This window comes from Brevundimonas intermedia (assembly GCF_004614235.1).
In the GTDB taxonomy this organism is placed as follows: Bacteria; Pseudomonadota; Alphaproteobacteria; order Caulobacterales; family Caulobacteraceae; genus Brevundimonas; species Brevundimonas intermedia_A.
In genome coordinates, this window is sequence record NZ_SPVH01000006.1 from 251595 (window position 1) to 270932 (window position 19338).

The 19338-nt window shown below is 67.0% G+C and carries 17 protein-coding genes; 9 read left to right on the forward strand and 8 right to left on the reverse strand.

Annotation, left to right across the window (positions count from 1 at the left end):
- Positions 1–50: 50 nt before the first annotated feature.
- Together EGY25_RS07580 and EGY25_RS07585 are read right to left on the reverse strand one after the other, a co-directional pair.
- Positions 51–824, reverse strand: a complete 774-nt coding sequence (locus tag EGY25_RS07580) for a metallophosphoesterase family protein (protein ID WP_209308015.1) — start codon at positions 822–824, stop codon at positions 51–53.
- A gap of 13 nt (positions 825–837) precedes the next feature.
- Complete coding sequence (locus EGY25_RS07585; RefSeq protein ID WP_135194406.1) at positions 838–1626, reverse strand: nucleotidyltransferase family protein; 789 nt, start codon at positions 1624–1626, stop codon at positions 838–840.
- Positions 1627–1756: 130 nt separating this feature from the next.
- On the opposite strand from EGY25_RS07585, the gene EGY25_RS07590 reads away from it, so the two are divergent.
- The 3 genes from EGY25_RS07590 to EGY25_RS07600 all read left to right on the forward strand — a co-directional run bounded on the left by EGY25_RS07590 (position 1757) and on the right by EGY25_RS07600 (position 5798).
- Positions 1757–3883: a response regulator gene (locus tag EGY25_RS07590; RefSeq protein ID WP_245159390.1), complete on the forward strand. Its 2127-nt coding sequence runs from the start codon at positions 1757–1759 to the stop codon at positions 3881–3883.
- A gap of 183 nt (positions 3884–4066) precedes the next feature.
- On the forward strand, positions 4067–5116 hold the full coding sequence (locus EGY25_RS07595) for a ribonucleotide-diphosphate reductase subunit beta (protein ID WP_135194408.1): 1050 nt from the start codon (positions 4067–4069) through the stop codon (positions 5114–5116).
- A gap of 46 nt (positions 5117–5162) precedes the next feature.
- Positions 5163–5798 (forward strand): glutathione S-transferase family protein, encoded by a 636-nt coding sequence (locus EGY25_RS07600; RefSeq protein WP_135194409.1) that lies wholly within the window; start codon positions 5163–5165, stop codon positions 5796–5798.
- Between the two features lie 13 nt (positions 5799–5811).
- On the opposite strand, the gene EGY25_RS07605 is transcribed toward EGY25_RS07600, so the two are convergent.
- Positions 5812–6309, reverse strand: coding sequence for a hypothetical protein (locus EGY25_RS07605; protein WP_135194410.1), 498 nt, complete (start codon positions 6307–6309; stop codon positions 5812–5814).
- A 153-nt stretch (positions 6310–6462) separates the two neighbouring features.
- On the opposite strand from EGY25_RS07605, the gene EGY25_RS07610 reads away from it, so the two are divergent.
- Entirely contained in the window at positions 6463–6726 is a 264-nt protein-coding gene (locus tag EGY25_RS07610) for a hypothetical protein (RefSeq protein WP_135194411.1), read from the forward strand.
- A 6-nt stretch (positions 6727–6732) separates the two neighbouring features.
- Here the strand turns inward: EGY25_RS07610 and EGY25_RS07615 are convergent, their stop codons facing one another.
- Positions 6733–8205: a sensor histidine kinase gene (locus EGY25_RS07615; protein ID WP_135194412.1), complete on the reverse strand. Its 1473-nt coding sequence runs from the start codon at positions 8203–8205 to the stop codon at positions 6733–6735.
- Positions 8202–8951, reverse strand: a complete 750-nt coding sequence (locus tag EGY25_RS07620) for a TVP38/TMEM64 family protein (RefSeq protein ID WP_135194413.1) — start codon at positions 8949–8951, stop codon at positions 8202–8204. The genes EGY25_RS07615 and EGY25_RS07620 overlap by 4 nt, the downstream gene beginning before the upstream one ends.
- 126 nt (positions 8952–9077) lie before the next feature.
- Between EGY25_RS07620 and rpmH the strand changes: the two genes are divergently transcribed.
- From rpmH to yihA, 4 genes are read left to right on the forward strand one after another with little or no spacing between them, the layout of a single operon-like run.
- Positions 9078–9212, forward strand: a complete 135-nt coding sequence (gene rpmH / locus EGY25_RS07625) for a 50S ribosomal protein L34 (RefSeq protein WP_003164000.1) — start codon at positions 9078–9080, stop codon at positions 9210–9212.
- Between the two features lie 31 nt (positions 9213–9243).
- Entirely contained in the window at positions 9244–9660 is a 417-nt protein-coding gene (gene rnpA / locus EGY25_RS07630; RefSeq protein ID WP_135194414.1) for a ribonuclease P protein component, read from the forward strand.
- The gene (gene yidC, locus EGY25_RS07635) at positions 9657–11453 is read left to right on the forward strand and encodes a membrane protein insertase YidC (protein ID WP_135194415.1); all 1797 of its coding nucleotides are present in this window, start codon (positions 9657–9659) and stop codon (positions 11451–11453) included. Before rnpA ends, yidC begins: the two co-directional genes overlap by 4 nt.
- A complete protein-coding gene (gene yihA, locus EGY25_RS07640; protein ID WP_135194416.1) occupies positions 11450–12103 on the forward strand; it encodes a ribosome biogenesis GTP-binding protein YihA/YsxC in 654 nt (217 codons plus the stop codon). Before yidC ends, yihA begins: the two co-directional genes overlap by 4 nt.
- 242 nt (positions 12104–12345) lie before the next feature.
- Here yihA and EGY25_RS07645 read toward each other — a convergent pair whose 3' ends face one another.
- On the reverse strand, positions 12346–15198 hold the full coding sequence (locus EGY25_RS07645; protein WP_135194417.1) for a M16 family metallopeptidase: 2853 nt from the start codon (positions 15196–15198) through the stop codon (positions 12346–12348).
- A 205-nt stretch (positions 15199–15403) separates the two neighbouring features.
- Here EGY25_RS07645 and EGY25_RS07650 point away from each other — a divergent pair, with 205 nt between their 5' ends.
- The gene (locus EGY25_RS07650) at positions 15404–16642 is read left to right on the forward strand and encodes an argininosuccinate synthase (protein WP_135194418.1); all 1239 of its coding nucleotides are present in this window, start codon (positions 15404–15406) and stop codon (positions 16640–16642) included.
- Here the strand turns inward: EGY25_RS07650 and EGY25_RS07655 are convergent.
- Both EGY25_RS07655 and EGY25_RS07660 read right to left on the reverse strand, forming a co-directional pair.
- Positions 16639–17940: a PQQ-dependent sugar dehydrogenase gene (locus tag EGY25_RS07655; protein WP_135194419.1), complete on the reverse strand. Its 1302-nt coding sequence runs from the start codon at positions 17938–17940 to the stop codon at positions 16639–16641. The two genes, EGY25_RS07650 and EGY25_RS07655, sit on opposite strands and share 4 nt — an antisense overlap.
- A gap of 43 nt (positions 17941–17983) precedes the next feature.
- The gene (locus tag EGY25_RS07660; protein WP_135194420.1) at positions 17984–19303 is read right to left on the reverse strand and encodes an acetyl-CoA hydrolase/transferase family protein; all 1320 of its coding nucleotides are present in this window, start codon (positions 19301–19303) and stop codon (positions 17984–17986) included.
- Positions 19304–19338 lie beyond the last annotated feature (35 nt).

A 19338-nucleotide genomic window follows, 5' to 3' on the forward strand; every position in this document is an offset into this window, starting at 1 on the left:
AGAGATAAGGCTTAAGTATCCGCCCTGGACGGCACACTCCTACACCCGGATCAGATTTCAAAGACCCGATAGGGCGTGTCGCCCAAGGTCTTCAGCACCGGCAGGGCGACATTATAGACCGGCACCCCCTTGTTGGTACGCCCCTCCGGCCCGCCGCGATGGGCATGGCCGTGGACGACCAGGCTGACGTTGTCGTAGCGGTCGATGGTCTCGGCTAAACGCGACGAGCCCAGAAAGGCGTGGATCTCGGGCGGTTCGCCCATCACCGTCTCGACCACAGGCGCATAGTGAAGCAGCACCACCGAGCGTTCGGTGCGCAGCATGCGGATCGAGTTCTCGATCTGGTTGGCGTCCTCGACCGCCTCCTGCACGAACCGCTTGACCGAGGCCTCGCCGAACGAGCTGAGCATGTAGCGGCCGAAACCGCCGACGAAGCCCTTGCCGCCGGCGAAGCCGACGCCGTCGATCTCATAGGCCTCGCCGGTCAGCATCCTGACCCCGGCGTCGGTCAGCATCCTGGTCACATGCTCGGGCTGGCCGCATTCGTGCTCATGATTGCCCAGCACCCCGACCATCGGAATCTTGCACAGCTTCAGGTCTTCCAGCAGCCGCTCGACCTCGGGCGTCTTGCCGTAGTTGGTCAGGTCGCCGCACAGGCACAGCACATCCGCGTCGTCGGACACCCGTTCGAACAGGTCGCGATAGCTGTGCTCGGTGGCCTCGCCGACATGCAGGTCGCCGACGGCGGCGACGCGCATCTTCCTGGCGGGGCCGGGCTCCAGGCCGGGTTGGGTGGTCTGCGGGTCCGGCGCAACGTCGGTCATGGCAGCTTACCTTTCAGTGGCCTAGGTTGACGGGGTCGTGGCGTTCCTCCAGCCCCTTGCCCACCACATCGCCAAAGCCCCATTCGGCGACGTCGGCGACATAGTCGCGCGGGCTGAACAGACGGCCGCGACAGACCTTCACGCGCGGCGCCGGCAGGTCGATCTGGGCCGTCAGCCGCTCGACCAGCTCCTCCATCAGCCAGCGCGGAATGCGGTCGCGCTCGGTCGGATAGGCGAAGCGGAAGTTCAGCAGGTGCGCCGCCAGCACCTCCCAATAGAGGTCCATCTGATCCAGCAGGCTCTTCCAGTCGATGGCGTCCGACTGTTTCAGGATGACGTGGTTCACGTCGGCGCCGTCATAGCGATAGCGGTCCTGGATGAAGACCTTGGAGAGGATCAGGGCTGTCGGCGGGGTGATCTGGACCTGATGGCCATAGACGGTGATCCGGTCCTCGCTGAACCAGCTGTCGGACACGGCGATGGTGCCGTTGGACATGGCGAAGATGACGTCGAAGAAGTGTTTCTCGTCCTTCCAGACCTTGGCGATCCAGCGCTCGTCCTCGACGTCGGTCCGGTAGCCGTGCTTCTGGAAGAAGGCCAGGATGCGGGGATAGTCGCCCGGCTTGCAGAAGACATCCAGGTCCTTGGTCGGACGGCGAATTCCCGTATAGGCCGTGACCGCATAAGTGCCCGAGAGCAGGAAGGGGATGCCGCTTTCCTTCAGCAGGCGCAGGCTTTCCTCGTAGAAGGCCAGGGCGTCCGCAGGCGGTTCGAACGTCGGTTCTGCGATTACGTCTGACATCGGTTCGGGCCTTTCCTGCGAGGGCAAGGAAACGGCGACGCTGAACGGCGGTTCCGCATTACTACCTAGTCCGGCCGCTACGGGATCCTTAACTCCTGCATGTCACTGTTCCGTCATGGGATTGAAGTGGGTGAACGCAGAAGGCGGGCGCTGGCGGTTCTTCCGCCATGAAGCCGGCAGGGCGGCAGGACCGCCCCCTTACGCCTATGTCGCGCTGTTCGTCCTGTGCCTGGCGGCAGGTCAGTGGAGCATGAACACCTTCGGCGCCACCGTCCTGTGGCCCGCAAACGCCGTGCTCCTGGCCGCCGTCCTGCAACTTCATCGCCGCCCGGCTGTCGCCGTCATAGGCGCCTGCGCCGCCGTCAATCTGATCGGCAACGTCGTGCGGGGCGGCCCCGTCGTGATGATGTTCACCAATGTCGCCCTGAACATGACCCAGGTGGTCGTCGCCGTCCTTTTGGCGCGTCGCTTCTGCGGCGCCGCGCTGGATATGCGCCGGCCCTGGCGCCTGTTCCGGTTCGCCGTCTGCGCCGCCGCCCCTGCGGTCCTGCTCAGCACCCTGCTGGCGGGCGGGGTCGCCATCCTGATGAGCTGGAAGGTGCCGGGCACGCTGGGCTTCCGCATGCACCATCTGTTCGACATGGAGATGCTGGCGATGATGATCGTCACGCCGTCCCTGTTGCTGTTGGCCCGCAACCACCGTTTCCGGGACGACGCCCAGGCGACGTTGACCGAGGCCGCCGCCCTGCTGGCATTGGTTGGGGGCGTCAGCGTGTGGGTCTTCTCCCAGACCTCGGCGCCGATCATGTTTGCGATCTTCCCGCCCCTTATCCTGCTCGCCTTCCGCCTGTGTCCCCCGACGACGGCGGGTGCGGTGGTGATGGTCGCCGCGATCGGCGGGGTCGCGACACTGGGCGGTTATGGCCCGATCGTCCTGACCCGTCTGACGCCGGACCCCGTTCTGGACGCCCTGCCTGCGGTGATGCGCCAGATGAACGTCTTTCATCTGTTCCTGCTGTGCGTGGTCGCCACGGCCCTGCCCATCACCATCCTGTCCACCGAGCGCCGTCGCCTGGTGGAGCGGCTCAAGGCGCGCACGCAGGCGGCGCTGTCGGCCCGTCAGCGCGCCGAGGCGGCCTATGCCGTCAAGGGCCGGTTCCTGGCCATGATGAGCCACGAGATGCGCACGCCCCTGACCGGCATCACCGGCTATGCGGATCTGTTGTCGCGGCGTCCGTGCATGGACGAAGAGGGCCTGCGTCAGGTCGACGCCGTCCGGCACTGCGGCGAGACCATGTTGCGTCTGGTCGAGGATCTGCTGGAGGTGTCGCGCGGCGGGGCCGAGGTAACGCCCAAGGCCAGCGACGTGCGCCAGATGATCGAGGAAGCGGTCGCCCCTTCCCGCGAATGGGCCGTGATCAAGGGGCTGGAGTTCGCTCTCACCATCGCGCCCGAGGCAGAGGGCCAGGTGATGATCGACGCCCGGCGTCTGCGCCAATCCGTGCATCACCTCGTGAACAACGCTGTCAAATTCACCGGCCGTGGCAACGTGACGGTGGTGGTGGACCGGGTCGAAGACGGCCTGTCCATCGTCGTTTCAGACACCGGTTGCGGCATGGACGAGCAGACCCGCGCCGGCGTCTTCGGCCTGTTCGAACAGGGCGACGCCACCACCAGCCGGGCCCACGAAGGCGCCGGCGTGGGCCTGGCCCTGGCCAAGAACCACATCGTCTGTCTGGGCGGCGCCGTCGTGGTCGAAAGCACCCAATGGGGCGGTTCGACCTTCACTCTGACGGTCCCCGCTGCGGTGGTCGAGGCTGTCGAGAGCGAGGAGTCCGTGCCGCTGCACAGCCGCCGGACGCGCATCCTGATCGTCGACGATCATCCGGCCAATCGCGACCTGCTGCGGATCATGCTCCAGGCCGCCGATTGCGAGACCGCAGAGGCGGCGGACGGCCAACAGGCCTTGGCGGCGCTGGCGGTCCAGCCCTTCGATCTGGTGCTGATGGACGTGCGCATGCCGGTGATGGACGGCATGGCCGCCACCCGCGCCATTCGCGCCCTGGACGCGCCCCTGCGTGACGTGCCGGTTCTGGCCGTCACCGCCGAGGCCATGCCCGAGGACGCCGCCCGCTGCATCGCCGCCGGCATGGACGGCCATCTGGCCAAGCCTGTCACTCAGGCCAAACTCTACGCCGCCATCGAGGCCGTGTTCGATGCGGTCGCCGAGCGGGTGGACGCCGCCCAGGCCGCCTGAGGCGCAAGCGTGGCCGGAGGATATGAATTCGTCCCCAGCTCCCTCCCCAGAATCCTGAGGCAAATCTACCAGATATAGCGTCTGTCAGAAAATGTGACGCAACATAGACCAAATTCGACTTGGCGCCGGGGTTCGAGAGTCGCATGGTGAACGCCTCTCCGGAATCGCTTCAGGTCCAGTTCGATGAACGCCATCACCCCGATCATCCTTCCAGAACGCGCCGGTCTGCTGACCCCGTCCGCCGCCTACAAGCCGTTCCGCTATCCGTGGGCGTTCGACATGTGGAAGAAGCAGCAGCAGGTCCACTGGATGCCCGAAGAGGTGCCGCTGGGCGAGGACATCAAGGACTGGGCCTCCACGCTGAACGACGGTGAACGCAACCTGCTGACCCAGATCTTCCGCTTCTTCACCCAGGCGGACATCGAGGTTCAGGACAACTACATGGAGCGCTACGGCCGGGTCTTCAAACCGACCGAGGTGAAGATGATGCTGGCCGCCTTCGGCAATATGGAGACCATCCATATCGCGGCCTACGCCCTGCTGCTCGAAACCATCGGCATGCCCGAGAGCGAGTTCGGGTCCTTCATGGAATACGAGGCCATGCGGGACAAGCACGACTATATGGGCAAGTTCGGGGTCGATTCCGACGCCGACATCTGCCGGACCCTGGCCATGTTCGGCGGCTTCTCTGAAGGCGTTCAGCTGTTCGCGTCGTTCGCCATGCTGATGAACTTCCCGCGCCAGAACAAGATGAAGGGCATGGGCCAGATCGTGTCCTGGTCGGTGCGCGACGAAAGCCTGCACTGCGAAGGCATCATCAAACTGTACCACGCCTTCAACAAGGAGACGGGGGCCGTCACCAAGACCGTGGCCGACGACATCGTCGACTGCTGCAAGACGGTGGTGAACATGGAGGACAAGTTCATCGACCTGGCCTTCGAGATGGGCTCGGTCCAGGGCATGACGCCTGAAGACATCAAGCAATACATCCGCTTCATCGCCGACTGGCGCCTGCGTCAGCTGAAGCTGCCGGAAGTGTTCGGCGTGAAGGAAAACCCGCTGCCCTGGCTGCAATCGCTGCTGTCGGGCGTCGAACACGCCAACTTCTTCGAGGCCCGCGCCACCGAATATTCCAAGGCGGCGACGCAAGGGGACTGGCACGGGGTTGAAGGCGTCTGGACCGAATTCGACCGCATGATGGCGCGTCGCGACATGAGCCTGGTCGCGGGCTGACACTTTCTCCCGCAGGGGCGTAAGCTCTCCCGAAAGGGAGAGCTATATGACCGACGAGATCGTCTTCTACACCAATCCCATGTCTCGTGGACGGATCGTCCGCTGGATGCTGGAGGAGGTGGGCCAGCCGTATCGCACGGTGGTGGTCGATTACGCGGGAATGAAGTCGCCCGACTATCTGGCGATCAATCCGATGGGCAAGGTGCCGGCGATCACGCACGGCGGCGTCGTCGTGACCGAATGCGCGGCCGTTTGCGCCTATCTGGCCGACGCCTTCTCCGACGCCGGTCTGGCCCCCGCGACGGACGCCCCGTTGCGGGGCCTGTACTATCGCTGGATGTTCTTCGCCGCCGGCCCCGTCGAGGCGGCGGTGACGGCCAAGTCGCTCGGGCAACTGCCGCCCGCCGAAAAGGCCGCCATGGTCGGCTATGGTTCGTTCGATCAGGTCGTCGACGGCCTGGAGCACGCGCTGGACAGGAACCCGTGGCTGCTGGGCGAACAGTTCACCGCCGCAGACGTCTATGTCGGCAGCCAGATCGCCTGGGGCCTGATGTTCAAAAGCCTGCCTGCCCGCCCCGCCTTCCAGGCCTATGCCGAGCGGATCGCGTCACGGCCGGCGGCCGTCCGTGCGCGAGCGATCGACGACGCCCTGGTCGCCGAGGCGAAGGCTGAGGAGGGCTAACGGCCGGCCTCGATCATTGCGCCGGCCTGACCCAGGCCGGTCGCGCTGTGCAGGCCTCGCGGAAGCCTGACCGGCACAGTCGCACCTGCTCCTGCCAGGCGGCGTAATCGCTGTCGTATTGCGCCTGGCTCGCGCGGGCGCTCTCGGTGGCGGCGCGGGCCTGTTCCTCGCCTTGGCTGACCTCGATCTGATGCCGGGCCAACGCGGCGTCGTAGTCCAGGCGTGCGGCTTCGTCGGCCTTGTCCGCCAAGGCGTTCTGGGCCGCGATCTCGTCGTTGAGGGCGCGGGTGGTGCGCAGTTCCCCTTCCGTCTGCTGATCGTCGCTGGCGCGGTGGTAGGCCTCACCCCGCGCCTTCAGCAGGGCGTCACGGGCGGCGGGGTCAGCCGGATCGAGCAGGGCGCGCTGATCGCGATAGGGATCGGACGCCGTGGGCGGGGTCGTCTGCGCCTGAGCCGGGCTCGCCAGCGCCGCCGCCAGCATCAGTACGGAGAGGGAAGTGCGAACGATCATGGACGTGTCTCCTGAATGCGGGCCGCTGTCGGACTGAGCTTGGCCATAAACTGCTCCGATGCAAAACGCCGCAGTCATGGAAAGGTGGCGCGTGGCCGAGCTTCACGTCATGGTCTCAACCTCCCCGACCGTTTCCGCATCCGAGAAGACTTGATGATCCTCAGCACCTCGTCCGGTGACTTCCCCATTCCCGCCGATGTCGCGCGTCAGTTGCCGAACGTGCCGGCCCTGCCCGATACCGCCGCGCCCAACGCCCGACTTCAGATCGAGGATTTCCGCCACTGGCTGGACGCCTCGCCGGAACACGCCATCGACTACGAGCGGCTGCGACGCTGGCATTTGGTCCAGGACGAACTGGCGGCCCAGGCCAAGGCCGAGAACCGCCCCTTCGTCGTGTCCGACGACGGACTGGAATAAGGCCTGTCAGTCGGGCAGGCGCAGTTCGAACACCGCGCCTGCGCCGTCCGTCTCGATCAGTCGCAGATCGCCGCCGTTCAGGGCGGCCAGTTCGCGCGAAATGGTCAGACCCAGGCCCGAGCCGTCCGAGCTCTTGGAACTGACGAAGGGTTCGAACAGGCGCTCGGCCAGGCGCGGCGGAATGCCGGGGCCGTCGTCGGCGATGCGGACGACGCAGAATCCGCCGTCGCCGAAGGCGCTGACGGTGATCGCGCCCTTGCCGCGCCGCTCGGGCGGGCGGCCGGGATCGGCCTCGATGGCTTGGCGGGCGTTGCGCATCAGATTGACCAGGATGCGATACAGCTGGTCCGGGTCGGCCTCGACGGCGAAGCGCGGCGGCAGTTGCTTGATCAGGGCCACGCCCTCCGGCTCCAGCCCCGCATCCTCGGCCGCCAGGGTCAGGGCCTTGGTCAGGACCACCCGCGTCTTCTGGGCGGCGGGCTCTTCGCTGCGGCCGTATTCCAACACATTGCGCGACAGGTTGGCGGCCCGGCTCAGCGCCCGCTCCAGCCGGGGCAGGGCCTTGGCCACCTGGGGGTCGGCCGAGGTCGCCAGCCGTTCGGACGCCATCTGGGCAGAGGTCAGCATGTTGCGCAGGTCGTGATTGATCTTGGCCACCGCCTCGCCCAGAGCGACCAGGCGCGCGCGGGAGCGCAGCGAATGGCGCACCTCTTCCTGCATCCGGCTCAGCTCGCGCTCGACCCGGCCGATCTCGTCGTGCCGGTCGGACGGCGCCTCGGCCTCGCTCTCGGGATCGGCGGCGAACCGTTCCATGGAGCGGGTGACGCGGCGCAGAGGGCGCAGCACCAGAAGCGCCAGACCGCCATAGAGCAGGGCGCCCGCCGTCAGCGACACCAGCAGGGACACTAAAAGGCTGTTCAGCAGGAAGGCCTTCAGTTCGAGTTTGAGCGGCTGGGCCGGGGTCACGATCTCGATGAAGTCGCCCGAGCGATAGCGCGGCTTGGCCTGGACCCGCAGCGAGCGATCCGGATGGCCGAAAAGGGTGCGCCAGGGGTCGGTCAGCCGCCCCCAGCTGTCCTGGCGCCGCAGGTCGATCAGTTCGGGCGCGCGGGGCAGGTTGGGGGCCTGGAGCAGCAGGCGGCGCACCCCCTGTTCGGTCAGGGCCACAGCCTGGACCCCGCCGATCCGCATCAGTTCGGCGGCGGTGTCGTCCTCGACCGCGCTGTAGGGCAGGGCCTCCACCCCGACCGAGGCCAGTTCGGCGGCCTGGAGCCGGTCGCGCAGCCAACGCTCGTGGAAGGCGGCCAGGTTCGGCCCCATGATCAGCGCTTCGACGGCCAGGGTGAAGGCGACCGTCAGCAGCAAGAGCCGCGCAGACAGGCCGTCCGGCGCGCGCGGCGTCAGACGTTCGCGCCACAGGGTCGCCTGTTCCGGCGTTAGGTTCAGCCGTGTGGCGATCCGGTCGAACATGGCGCTCATGCCGGCGCCCCTGCGTTACGTCGCGCGCGGACCATCTGGAACAGCTTGATGCCGATGGGCAGCAGCAGGGACAGGAAGACCACCCCCATCAGCGGCCAGAAGAACTGTTGCAGCAGCATGGGCAGGTCGGGCCGCACGCCGGCGCGCAGCAGGTCGCCCAGTTGCGAGCCGATCCAGGTGTAGATGAAGGTGGAGGGCAACAGGCCGATGAAGGTGGCGATCACATAGGGCCTCAGCGGCACCGCCATCATCCCCGCCGTGGCGTTGACCAGGACGAAGGGCACGCTGGGGATCACGCGCAGGGTGAACAGGGTGGTGAAGGCGTTGCGGTCGATCCCCTTGGCCAGCCGATCCATGAAACCGGCGTCGGCCTCGAACTTGGCCCGAAGCCAGGTCCCGATCGACGTGCGATACACATAATAGATGACGACAGAGCCGATGGTGGCCCCCGTCGCCTGGGCCAGGGCGCCGACATAGGGTCCGAACATCATGCCGCCCAACAGGGTCAGAAAGACCGGCCCAGGGATGGTCGAGGCGGTCGCCAGGGCATAGACGGCGATGAAGGCGGCCAGCGCCGTCCACCAGTGTGCGCGCGCATAGGCCTGAAGGTTCAGCCCATGTTCGCGGATCAGGTCCATCGACAGATAGCGGTTCCAGCCCAGGGCGAAGAAGGCGACCACCAGGCCGGCGATGGCCGCGAGCGGCAGCAGCCGCAGGCTCCATTCCTTCGCCGTTCGTTTCGCCATCCGTTCATCGTTCCCGAAATGCCGTCCGAGCGTTGACTCACGCGGACATGCGACTTATACGCCCGCCCTTCCTGCGACGGACGCCTCTTGCCCCGTCGCCCAACCTTTTAACGTCAGGAGCCGACCGTGAAGCGGACCTATCAGCCGTCGCGACTCGTGCGCAAGCGCCGTCACGGCTTCCGCAGCCGGATGGCCACCAAGAACGGCCAGAAGATTGTTGCGCGCCGTCGCGCCAAGGGCCGCAAGCGCCTGACGGCGTAAGCGGCTTTCAGCGTCCGGACCATTTGGACGCATGAGCGACCTTTTACAGATCAAACGTCTGTTGCGGCGGCCCCAGTTTCTGGCGGCCGCCAAAGGCGTTTCCGAGGCGCGCGGCGCCGTGGTGATTCAGCGTCTGGAGCGCGGCGACGGTTCGCCGCACATCGGCCTGGGCTTCACCGCCACGAAAAAGGTCGGCGGCGCGGTGGTTCGCAACCGCGCCAAACGCCGTCTGCGCGAGGCCGCACGGGCCATGCTGGCCCAGCACGGCGTGCCCGGCAGCGACTATGTCTTCATCGCCCGCATGGGCACGACCGAGCGTGCGTGGGACCGTCTGCTTGACGACGTGAAATCGACGCTTACAAGGCTGGCGACACCGCGACATGATCGGGGGGCGCCCAAGCCCTCGCACGCCCGCGCCCCATCCGGCCAGGACCGCCAGAATCCATGAAAAACGAGAACACGCGCAACACGATCATCTTCATCGTGTGCTCGGCCCTGATCATGGGGATCTATTATTTCGCCGTGCTGCGTCCGCAGGCCGAGCGTCGCGCGGTGCAGCAGCAGGCCCAGGCCGAGCAGTCGCAGACCGCCGAGAATGCTGCCCAGACGGCGCTGAGCCCGCAGGGGCCGACCTTCGTCACCGACCGCAGCCAGGCGCTTAGCACCGCAGCCCGCGTGCCGATCCAGTCCGGGACGTTGAAGGGGTCGCTGTCGCTTCAGGGCGGGCGCATCGACGACCTGTTCCTGACCGACTATCGCGAGGTCCAGGACAAGCCGCAGCCGGTCGAGCTGTTCCGCCCGCAGGGGATGCAGAACGCCTATTTCGCCCAGTTCGGCTGGACCGGCCCCAACGTCGCCGGCGGCGTGCCCGGACCCAACACCGTCTGGCGCCTGACCAACGGGTCGACCCTGACCCCGACCACGCCGATCACCCTGACCTGGGACAACGGCCAGGGTCTGCGCTTCACCCGCGTGATGTCGGTCGATGATCGATACGTCTTCTCGGTTCAGGACACGGTCCAGAACCTGGGCACGCAGGCGATCACCATCGCCCCCTACGGCAGCGTCCAGCGCCAGGGCGTCCCGCCCGCAGCCGGCTCGTCGCACATCGTCCACGAGGGCGCGATCGGCACCTTCGGCAAGCCGGGCGGCTATCGCACCGAGCAGAAGAAGTACAAGGACTGGCTGAAGGAACCCCGCATCGAGAACGCCTCGACGGGCGGCTGGCTGGGCATCACCGACAAATACTGGCTGGCGGCCCTGCTGCCCCCGCAGGACGAGGCGGTCGAAACCGAATTCCGCGTGCGCGACATCAACGGCGGCCAGCAGCTGGAAGCCAATGTCCTGGGCACGACCCGCACCATCCAGCCGGGCGCGACGGCGACCGAGACCCAACGCCTGTTCGCCGGGGTCAAGCGCGCCGAGGTGCTGAAGTCCTATGAGGAAAGCCTGGGCCTGCCGCGCTTCGTCTATGCGATCGACTGGGGCATGTTCTGGTTCCTGACGCGGCCGATCTTCTGGATCCTGGAAAACGTCTATGGCGTGGTCGGCAGCTTCGGCGTCGCCATTCTGGCCCTGACCGTCATCGTCAAGCTCGTGATGTTCCCGCTGGCCAACAACGCCTACGCCAGCATGTCCAAGATGCGGAACCTCCAGCCCAAGATGGAGGAGATCAAGAAGAAGTTCAAAGACGACCCGCAGAAGCAGCAGCAGGAGACGATGGCCCTGTACCAGAAGGAGAAGATCAATCCGGTCGCGGGTTGCCTTCCTCTGGTGCTGCAGATCCCGGTCTTCTACGCCCTGTACAAGGTGCTGACGGTGACCATCGAAATGCGCCACCAGCCGTTCCTGGGCTTCATCAACGACCTTTCGGCGCGCGATCCGTCGTCGATCTGGAACCTGTTCGGCCTGATCCCGTGGGATCCGTCGATGGCGCCGCTGATCGGCGGCCTGCTGGCCGGCCCGCTGCACCTGGGCCTGCTGGCCATCGCCTACGGCCTGACCATGTGGCTGCAGACGGCGATGAACCCGCCGGCGACCGATCCGATCCAGCGTCAGATCTTCCAGTTCATGCCGCTGCTGTTTACCTTCATCATGGCGCCGTTCGCGGCCGGCCTGCTGATCTACTGGGCCTGGTCCAACGTCCTGACCATCCTGCAGCAGTACATCATCATGCACCGCTACAAGGCCGAGAACCCGATCGACACCTTCTTCGCCCGGTTCAAGAAGTCACCGGCGTGATCGACGAAACCGAGTTCACGCCCGAGGAAATCGAGGCCGCTCGCGTCCTGTTCGCGCGGCCCGCGACCTTCATCATGGGCGCGGCCAAGATCGAGCAGCTGCCCGAGCCGAACCTGCCCGAGATCGCCTTCGCCGGCCGCTCCAACGTCGGCAAGTCCAGCCTGATCAACGGCCTGGTCGGGATGCACAAACTGGCCCGCGCTTCGAACGAGCCGGGCCGGACGCGCGAGGTCAACTTCTTCGACCTGGACGGCCGGATGCGTCTGGTCGACCTGCCCGGCTACGGCTGGGCCAAGGCGTCCAAGACCACGGTCAAGAAGTTCCAGGACCTGGGCCGCGACTATCTGCGCGGCCGGGTGACGCTGAAGCGGGTCTATCTGCTGATCGACAGCCGTCACGGTTTGAAGAGCGTGGACAAGGAGGCGCTGGACGCCCTGGACCTGGCCGCCGTCAGCTATCAGATCGTCCTGACCAAGGCCGACAAGCTGAAGAAGGGCGAGGGCGAGGTCGTTCAGGAAGCCACGCTGAAAGCCATCTCCAAACGTCCCGCCGCCTTCCCGGTGGTTCTGCTGACCTCGTCGGAAAAAGGCCTGGGCCTGCCCGAACTGCGCGCCGAAATCATGCGCACCACGGGCGCGACGCTGGATTAACTCCTCTCGTCATCCTCCGGCGAGCGTAGCGAGACCGGGGGAGCCAGCGGCGCCGAAGGCGATGTTTCTGCTGCGCCATTCCTAGACCGCGTTCGCGACAGGTTCGCGCTCACGCGCGTCGCTGGGTCCCCCGGTCTGCGCCGCGAAGACGCGGCTTGCCGGAGGATGACGAATGATAAACAGACACGAAAAAGGCCCGGAGATCGCTCTCCGGGCCTTCGTCGTTCTAAGCTGTCGTCGCCCTACTGGGCGGCGCCGGCCGCTGAGCGGACCTCGACCGGGATGCCCAGGGCGTCGAGCTGAGGCTTGACCACCGAGGCGTCGCCGACCACGACCCAGACGAACCTGGACGGGTCGATCGCGGCCTTGGCGGCCTCGTCCAGTTGCTGCGCCGTCAGGGCGTTGGTGCGGGCGGCGATGGTTTCCGGATAGTCGTCCGGGCGACCCAGCAGGTCGTTGCTGCGCAATGCGCCCAGGACGGCCGCCGAGGTCTCGTAGCTGCCGGCCAGACGGCGAGTGTTGCCGTTGATGGTCCGCTCCAGCTCGGCCGGCGTGACGCCCTTGCCGCCCTTCAGGAAGTCGTTGAACTGAAGGTTCAGGGCTTCGATGGCGGGGCCGGTCTTGTCGGCCTGGACCGGGGCGGTGACCAGATAGGGCACACGTCCGGCGAAGCCGGCGACCGAGGCGTTGACGCCGTAGGACCAGCTCTTGGTCTCGCGCAGGTCGGAGTTGATGCGCGACAGGAAGTCGTTGCCCAGCACATTGTTCGCCGCGTTCAGCATCAGCAGATCGTCCGTGCCCGAGGCCGCCAGCACTTCACCGCCCATGATGTAGGACTGGGGCGACTGCGGACGGTCGATCAGCACGATCTTGGGCGTCGCGGCCGGGATCGGGGCCGAGAAGTCCTTGACCGCCTTGGCCGATGCGGGCGGGACCCACTGGCCGAAGGCGGCGTCCAAGACCGGGGTGATCTCGGACAGGGGACGGTCCGACACGACGAAGATCTTGCCGTTGTCCGGACGGATCCAGCGGGCGTAGTCGGTGCGGATGTCGGCCTCGGTGATGGCCTTGACGCTGGTCTCGTCGCCGTTGCCGCTGAACGGACGGCCATAGGGGCTGTCCGCGCCGTACATCAGTTCGGGCAGGGCGCGGCTGGCCAGGGCGGCCGGCTGGGTGCGCTCCGCGGCGATGCGCGACAGGCGGGTGGCGCGCAGACGCTCCAGCTCCGCCGAGGCGAAGGCGGGGTTGCGCACCACGTCCGCCAGCAGTTCAACCGACGGCTTCAGGTTCGGCGTGACCGCGGACAGCTGCACGACCGAGCGATCCATGGTCGCGCCGGTGGTGATGCTGGCGCCCAGGGCTTCCTGGGCTTCGGCCAGCTGCGTGGCGTTCAGGGTGCGGGTGCCCTCGTCCATCAGGTCCAGCATCAGGGTCTGAAGGCCCAGTTTCGCCCGGTCGTCGGCGGCGAGGCCGGCGTCGAAGTCGATGGCGATCTTGGTGGCGGGCACGGCGTCGCGCTGGGCGTAGATCACCTCCATGCCGTTCGACAGGCGGGCGCGTTCGACGGCCGGGAAGTCGACGTTGGCGACCTGGCCGATCTCGGGTTTGGCCATGCGGGCGACGCGCTGGATTTCCGGCGCCGGCGTATGGTTGGCGCCCGACGGGGCCTCGGCCGCCTCGGCATAGGCTTCACGCTCGCCCACCAGCGTCGTCAGCGTATAGGCCGGACGGGTCAGCCACTTCTGCATCGCCGCCTGGACCTGGGCCGGCGTCACCGCCGCATAGGCGGCCAGCTCCTTCTTGTAGTGTTCCGGATCGCCGGCATAGAGCTGGCCTTCCGCCAGGGCCGTGGCCTTGCCGCCGAAGCCGCCGACCTGTTCCAGACCCTGGATGCGACGCGAGGCGTACTGGGTCACGACGCGGTTGATCTCGTCCTGCGTCGGGCCGTTGGCGATCAGGCCGTTCAGGATCTCGCGCGTGCGGGCCTCGACGGCGGCCGGGTCTTCACCGGGCTTCACGGTCGCGCTGATCTCGAAGATGCCGACGCGGTGATAGGCGCCGTTCGAGGCGCTGACCGAGACGGCGCTCTGGTCGCCACGCACCAGCTCATTGTCCAGGCGCGAAGACGCCAGGCCGCCGAGCACCGAGGCGCTGACGCTGAGCGGCACCGAATCCGCGTCCAGCATGCCGGGCACGACCCAGCTGATCTCGACCTGGGCGTTGGAGACGCGGTCGTGCGTCGTTTCGTTGACGGGCGCCGACAGGGTCGGGACCGGCGCCTGGGCGGGATTGTTCACCGGACCCTTGGCGATGGGGCCGAAATATTTCTCGGTCAGTTCACGCGCCTTGGCGGGGGTGATGTCGCCGGCCAGGACCAGCACCGCGTTGTTGGGACCGTAGTTCGAGGTGAACCAGTCGCGCACCGTCTGCATCGAGGCCGCGTCCAGGTCGGCCATCGAACCGATGGTCGAGTGGCGATAGGGGTGGCCTTCGGGGAACAGGGCCTCCAGCTGTTTGTACTGGTTCAGGCCATAGGGCTGGTTGTCGCCCTGGCGCTTCTCGTTCTGGACCACGCCGCGCTGCAGATCGAGCGTCTCCTGGCTGATGGCGCCCAGCATGTAGCCCATGCGGTCGCTTTCCATGAACAGCGCCTGTTCCAGCGCCGGGGTCGGGACCGTCTCGAAATAATTGGTGCGGTCGAACCAGGTCGTCCCGTTCATGTCCGTCGCGCCCATGTTGCGCATCGGGGTGAAATAGCTGCCGGGCGCATTTTCGGACCCGCCGAACATCAGGTGTTCGAACAGGTGCGCAAAGCCGGTCTTGCCGGCCGGCTCGTCCTTGGAGCCGACGTTGTACCAGACCGACACGGCCACGACCGGGGCCTTGTGGTCCTCGTGGACCAGGACGGTCAGGCCGTTGTCCAGGGTGAACTTGGTGTAGGGAATATCGACTTCGGCGACCAGATCGGCGACCGGCGCGGCCTGGACGGCGGGCGCAGCCGCCTGAGCGGCCGGGGCGGGCGCGACAGAGGCCCAGACAGGGGTTGAAACCGCCAGAAGGGCGGCGGCGGCGACGAGAGAGCCGGTGCGGCGCATGCGAGATCCTCAGGATTGCAGTTGGTGCGGACCATAACGCTGGTCTGCCGTGTGGCAACGCGACGGAATGAAACATGACCAAAGGTTCATGTTCGCCGCGCTCTCTTACCAAGAGACCCCGGAAAAGGTTGCATCGCCGGACCCCCGGTCTTATGCGCGCGTCAACTCCCCGATCCCTGCTGCTGAGTTTACCGAAAGAGCCGCCATGTCCGCCCCCGCCGACAAGCCCGTGAAGAAAGTCGTCCTCGCCTATTCCGGCGGCCTGGACACCTCGATCATCCTGAAGTGGCTGCAGACCGAATATAACGCCGAGGTCGTGACCTTCACCGCCGACCTGGGCCAAGGCGAGGAGCTTGGCCCCGCACGCGAGAAGGCGCTGAAGCTGGGCATCAAGCCGGAGAACATCTTCATCGACGACCTGCGCGAAGAGTTCGTACGCGACTTCGTCTTCCCGATGTTCCGCGCCAATGCGCAATATGAGGGCGACTATCTGCTGGGCACCTCCATCGCGCGGCCGCTGATCTCCAAGCGCCAGATCGAGATCGCTCGTCAGGTCGGCGCCGACGCCGTCTGTCACGGCGCGACCGGCAAGGGCAACGACCAGGTCCGCTTCGAGCTCGGCTACTACGCGCTTGAGCCCGACATCCGCGTCATCGCCCCCTGGCGCGAGTGGGAGTTCCGCAGCCGCGAGGCCCTGCTGGACTTCGCCGAGAAGAACCAGATCCCGATCTCCAAGGACAAGCGCGGCGAAGCGCCGTTCAGCGTCGACGCCAACCTTCTGCACTCCTCGTCCGAGGGCAAGGTGCTGGAAGACCCGGCGGTCGAGGCCCCCGAGTTCGTCCACCAACGCACCATCTCGCCCGAGGACGCGCCGGATAAGGCCACCGTCATCGAGATCGGCTTCGAGCAAGGCGACGCCGTCTCGATCAACGGCGAGGCCATGTCGCCCGCGACGATCCTGACCGCCCTGAACCAGTACGGCCACGACAACGGCATCGGCCGTCTGGACCTGGTCGAGAACCGCTTCGTCGGCATGAAGTCGCGCGGCGTCTACGAGACCCCCGGCGGCACCATCCTGATCGCGGCGCACCGCGGCATCGAAAGCATCACCCTGGACGGCGGCGCCATGCACCTGAAGGACCAGCTGATGCCGAAATACGCCGAGCTGATCTACAACGGCTTCTGGTTCTCGCCCGAGCGCGAGATGCTGCAGGCCGCCATCGACCTGAGCCAGAAGAAGGTCTCCGGCACGGTCAAGGTCAAGCTCTACAAGGGCAATGTCTCGATCATCGGCCGCGAAAGCCCCAACAGCCTGTACGATCAAGACCTGGTCACCTTCGAGGAAGGCGTCCAGGCCTATGACCACCACGACGCCGAGGGCTTCATCAAGCTGAATGCCCTGCGCCTGCGCGTCCTGGCCAAGCGCGACGCGCGCAAGGCCTAGGGTGCGATCTCCGGCCGGGCGATCCTCAGGATCGCCCGGTTCCGGTCGTCCGTGACCCAGATCGATCCGTCGGCGGCGACGGCCATGACCACCGGGGCGCCGCGCGGCTGGCGGCCTGCGACCGTGTCCCAGCCCGGCGTCAGCACCTTGCCGCGTATGCTGGGCGCGCCTGCCGGATAGGTCAGCGATCCGCGCGGATAGATGGCGTAGCGTCCGCCGACGTCGGTCAGGGGGCGGCCCTGCGCGTCCGTTTCGGCCGCCACGATCCGGCCGCCCGCGCGGCGATAGCCGTGCCAGCTCATCAGCAGCCGGCCGCGCAGCTCGGGGAACATCGCCCCGTCGTAATAGATCAGGTCCAGCGGCGCGGCGTGCGGAGGCAGCAGGGCGGCAGGCCGCTCGCGTTGGCCGCACCGCGCCTGGGCCGCGCTCCAGCCGGGCAGGGGCGTCGCCAGGTCCACGCAATAGGGCCAGCCGTAATGTCCGCCCTGACGCAGCACATTGATCTCGTCATAGGGATGGTCGGGCGTGGTCAGATCGACCGAGTTCTCGCCCTGAAGGATCGTGCCCGACGGGTGCCGCACCAGGGCGATGGAGTTGCGCAGGCCAGAGGCGAAGACGGTGCTGTCCTGCGCCCACCGTCCGTTCCCCAGATAGGCGTGGCGCCGCACCTGGGCCGTCGCGGCGCTGTCGATACAGGCGCCCGAAGCATCCGTGCGCGCCCGGCCCCGCGCATCCACGCAGCGGTCGCTGGGGGCGCCGACATTGACCAGCAGGTCGCCGTTCCTGTCGAAGACGAAACTGGACAGGGGGTGGCGATTGGCATGCAGCCGATTGTCCGGCAGGTCGCCGATCACCGTCCGCACCGTCGCCGCCGGATCGGCCGCATCGGGATCCAGCGTCAGGATCCGGTTCATCTCGGACACATAGAGGCGCCCGTCCGGCCCGCGCGCCGCCGTGTGCGGCATGTTGAGCCCCTGGGCCAGCCGTCGCCAGCGCGGGGCGCCGTCGGGGCCGAACGACAACCGCCAGATGGCGCCATTGCCCGGATACCAGTTACCCAGGTCCGTTACCAACCAGTCGCCGCCGGACAACGCCAACAGGCCGCGCGGCATTCGCGGTCCCTCAGCCCCTGTCCCCTGCCACACCAGCCCCAGGCAATAGCCGGGCGCCATCCGCACGCCGGTCATGGGCCGGCCGCCGCAGTCCCCCTGTGTCGCATAGGGGGCCTGCGCCGCGCCGGCGCTGACGGGCGCGGCGACGAGAAGGGCGAGCAGGGCCAGCAGGCGGGCGGTCTTCATGGACGCAGAAGTCCCGACACACGGCCGAAGATCAAGCCGAAGATCAGATCAGGCCCTGCTCACGCGCGGCGGCCGTCAGCCCGTCGCGAAACTCGGGCGCGGCCAGGGCGATCAGGGCGCGGGCGCGCTCGCTGGACGACTTGCCCTTCAGACTGGTCCAGCCGTGTTCGGTGGCGATGATGTGAGTGTCATTGCGCGGCGTGGTGACCGGCCCGTCCAGTCGCGCGACGATGCGTGACGCCGTCCCCTTGGCCGCCGTGGAGTGACAGGCAATGATCGACTTGCCGCCCTGCGATCCATAGGCCCCGCGCACGAAGTCCAGCTGGCCCCCGGCGGCCGTGAACTGGCGCCCGTTCAGGAACTCCGAACAGCAGGCGCCGGTCAGGTCGACCTGAAGCGTGGCGTTGACCGAGATCATCCTCGCATTGCGCGTGATCACGGCCGGGTCGTTCACATAGGAGACCGGATGGGCCTCCATGCCGCGATTGCCGTCCAGGAATTCATAGGTGTTGAGGTCGCCCATCGAGAAGGCGAAGACGCCGACGCCGGGATGCAGGGTCTTGCGGGCATGGTTGGCGACGCCTGCCTGCATCAGCTCGACCAGGCCGGGCGTCAGCATCTCGGTATGGACGCCCAGGTCGCGGTGGTCCTTCAGCGCGTCGCAGACGGCGTTGGGCAGGGCGCCGATCCCCATCTGCAGCGTCGCGCCGTCCTCGACCAGATCGGCGATGATCTTCCCGATGGCCAGGTCCGCCGGCTGAGGCTCGGCGCGCGGCACGACCAGCAGGGGCGCGGAATGTTCGACGATGCCGGCGACCTTCGACACATGGACGGTGCAGTCGCCGAACACGCGCGGCATGTGCGGATTGACCTCGACGATCACGGTTTTCGCCGTCTGCGACACCGGCCTGGAATAGTCGGTGTTGGTCCCGAACGAGAAGAAGCCGTCCTCATCCATCGGCGACACGGTGCAGACCAGCGTATCGACCCCGACCTCGTGGCACAGCAGGCGCGGCGACTGCTGGAAGCCGGTGGGGATGAACTGGACGGGATTGGGCCGGCCCTCCTCGTGCGCCCGCTGTTCCAGCCGCCGCTCGATGGCGCTGTGGAACAGGCTCCAGGGCCGGATCCGGTCCATCAGTTCGTAGCGCAGCACCGTGTCGCCCGCGATGGCGGTTGAGAGCAGATAGTAGAGATTGACGTCCTCGACCTCGCCTCGCTCCGCCCGCTCGGCCAGGGCCTTCAGCAAGGCCGGCGGCTGGGACACGCCCAGGCCCATGGCGACCTTGGCGCCCGAGGCGATCAGGGCGGCGGCCTGATCGGGGGTCTTCAGGCGTTCGGCGTATAGGGCGGCGTGGTCCATGGCTCATCTCTCGCGGCGTTCAGCCAGACTAGCCT

Excerpts from the sequence above, each read along its gene's own strand:
- EGY25_RS07655 (WP_135194419.1), bottom strand. The coding sequence starts at position 17,940 with ATGAAGACCGCCCGCCTGCTGGCCCTGCTCGCCCTTCTCGTCGCCGCG.
- EGY25_RS07610 (WP_135194411.1), top strand. The coding sequence starts at position 6,463 with ATGATCCTCAGCACCTCGTCCGGTGACTTCCCCATTCCCGCCGATGTC.
- EGY25_RS07605 (WP_135194410.1), bottom strand. The coding sequence starts at position 6,309 with ATGATCGTTCGCACTTCCCTCTCCGTACTGATGCTGGCGGCGGCGCTG.
- EGY25_RS07595 (WP_135194408.1), top strand. The coding sequence starts at position 4,067 with ATGAACGCCATCACCCCGATCATCCTTCCAGAACGCGCCGGTCTGCTG.
- EGY25_RS07615 (WP_135194412.1), bottom strand. The coding sequence starts at position 8,205 with ATGAGCGCCATGTTCGACCGGATCGCCACACGGCTGAACCTAACGCCG.
- EGY25_RS07585 (WP_135194406.1), bottom strand. The coding sequence starts at position 1,626 with ATGTCAGACGTAATCGCAGAACCGACGTTCGAACCGCCTGCGGACGCC.
- EGY25_RS07600 (WP_135194409.1), top strand. The coding sequence starts at position 5,163 with ATGACCGACGAGATCGTCTTCTACACCAATCCCATGTCTCGTGGACGG.
- EGY25_RS07580 (WP_209308015.1), bottom strand. The coding sequence starts at position 824 with ATGACCGACGTTGCGCCGGACCCGCAGACCACCCAACCCGGCCTGGAG.
- EGY25_RS07645 (WP_135194417.1), bottom strand. The coding sequence starts at position 15,198 with ATGCGCCGCACCGGCTCTCTCGTCGCCGCCGCCGCCCTTCTGGCGGTT.
- rnpA (WP_135194414.1), top strand. The coding sequence starts at position 9,244 with ATGAGCGACCTTTTACAGATCAAACGTCTGTTGCGGCGGCCCCAGTTT.
- EGY25_RS07620 (WP_135194413.1), bottom strand. The coding sequence starts at position 8,951 with ATGGCGAAACGAACGGCGAAGGAATGGAGCCTGCGGCTGCTGCCGCTC.
- EGY25_RS07650 (WP_135194418.1), top strand. The coding sequence starts at position 15,404 with ATGTCCGCCCCCGCCGACAAGCCCGTGAAGAAAGTCGTCCTCGCCTAT.
- yidC (WP_135194415.1), top strand. The coding sequence starts at position 9,657 with ATGAAAAACGAGAACACGCGCAACACGATCATCTTCATCGTGTGCTCG.
- EGY25_RS07660 (WP_135194420.1), bottom strand. The coding sequence starts at position 19,303 with ATGGACCACGCCGCCCTATACGCCGAACGCCTGAAGACCCCCGATCAG.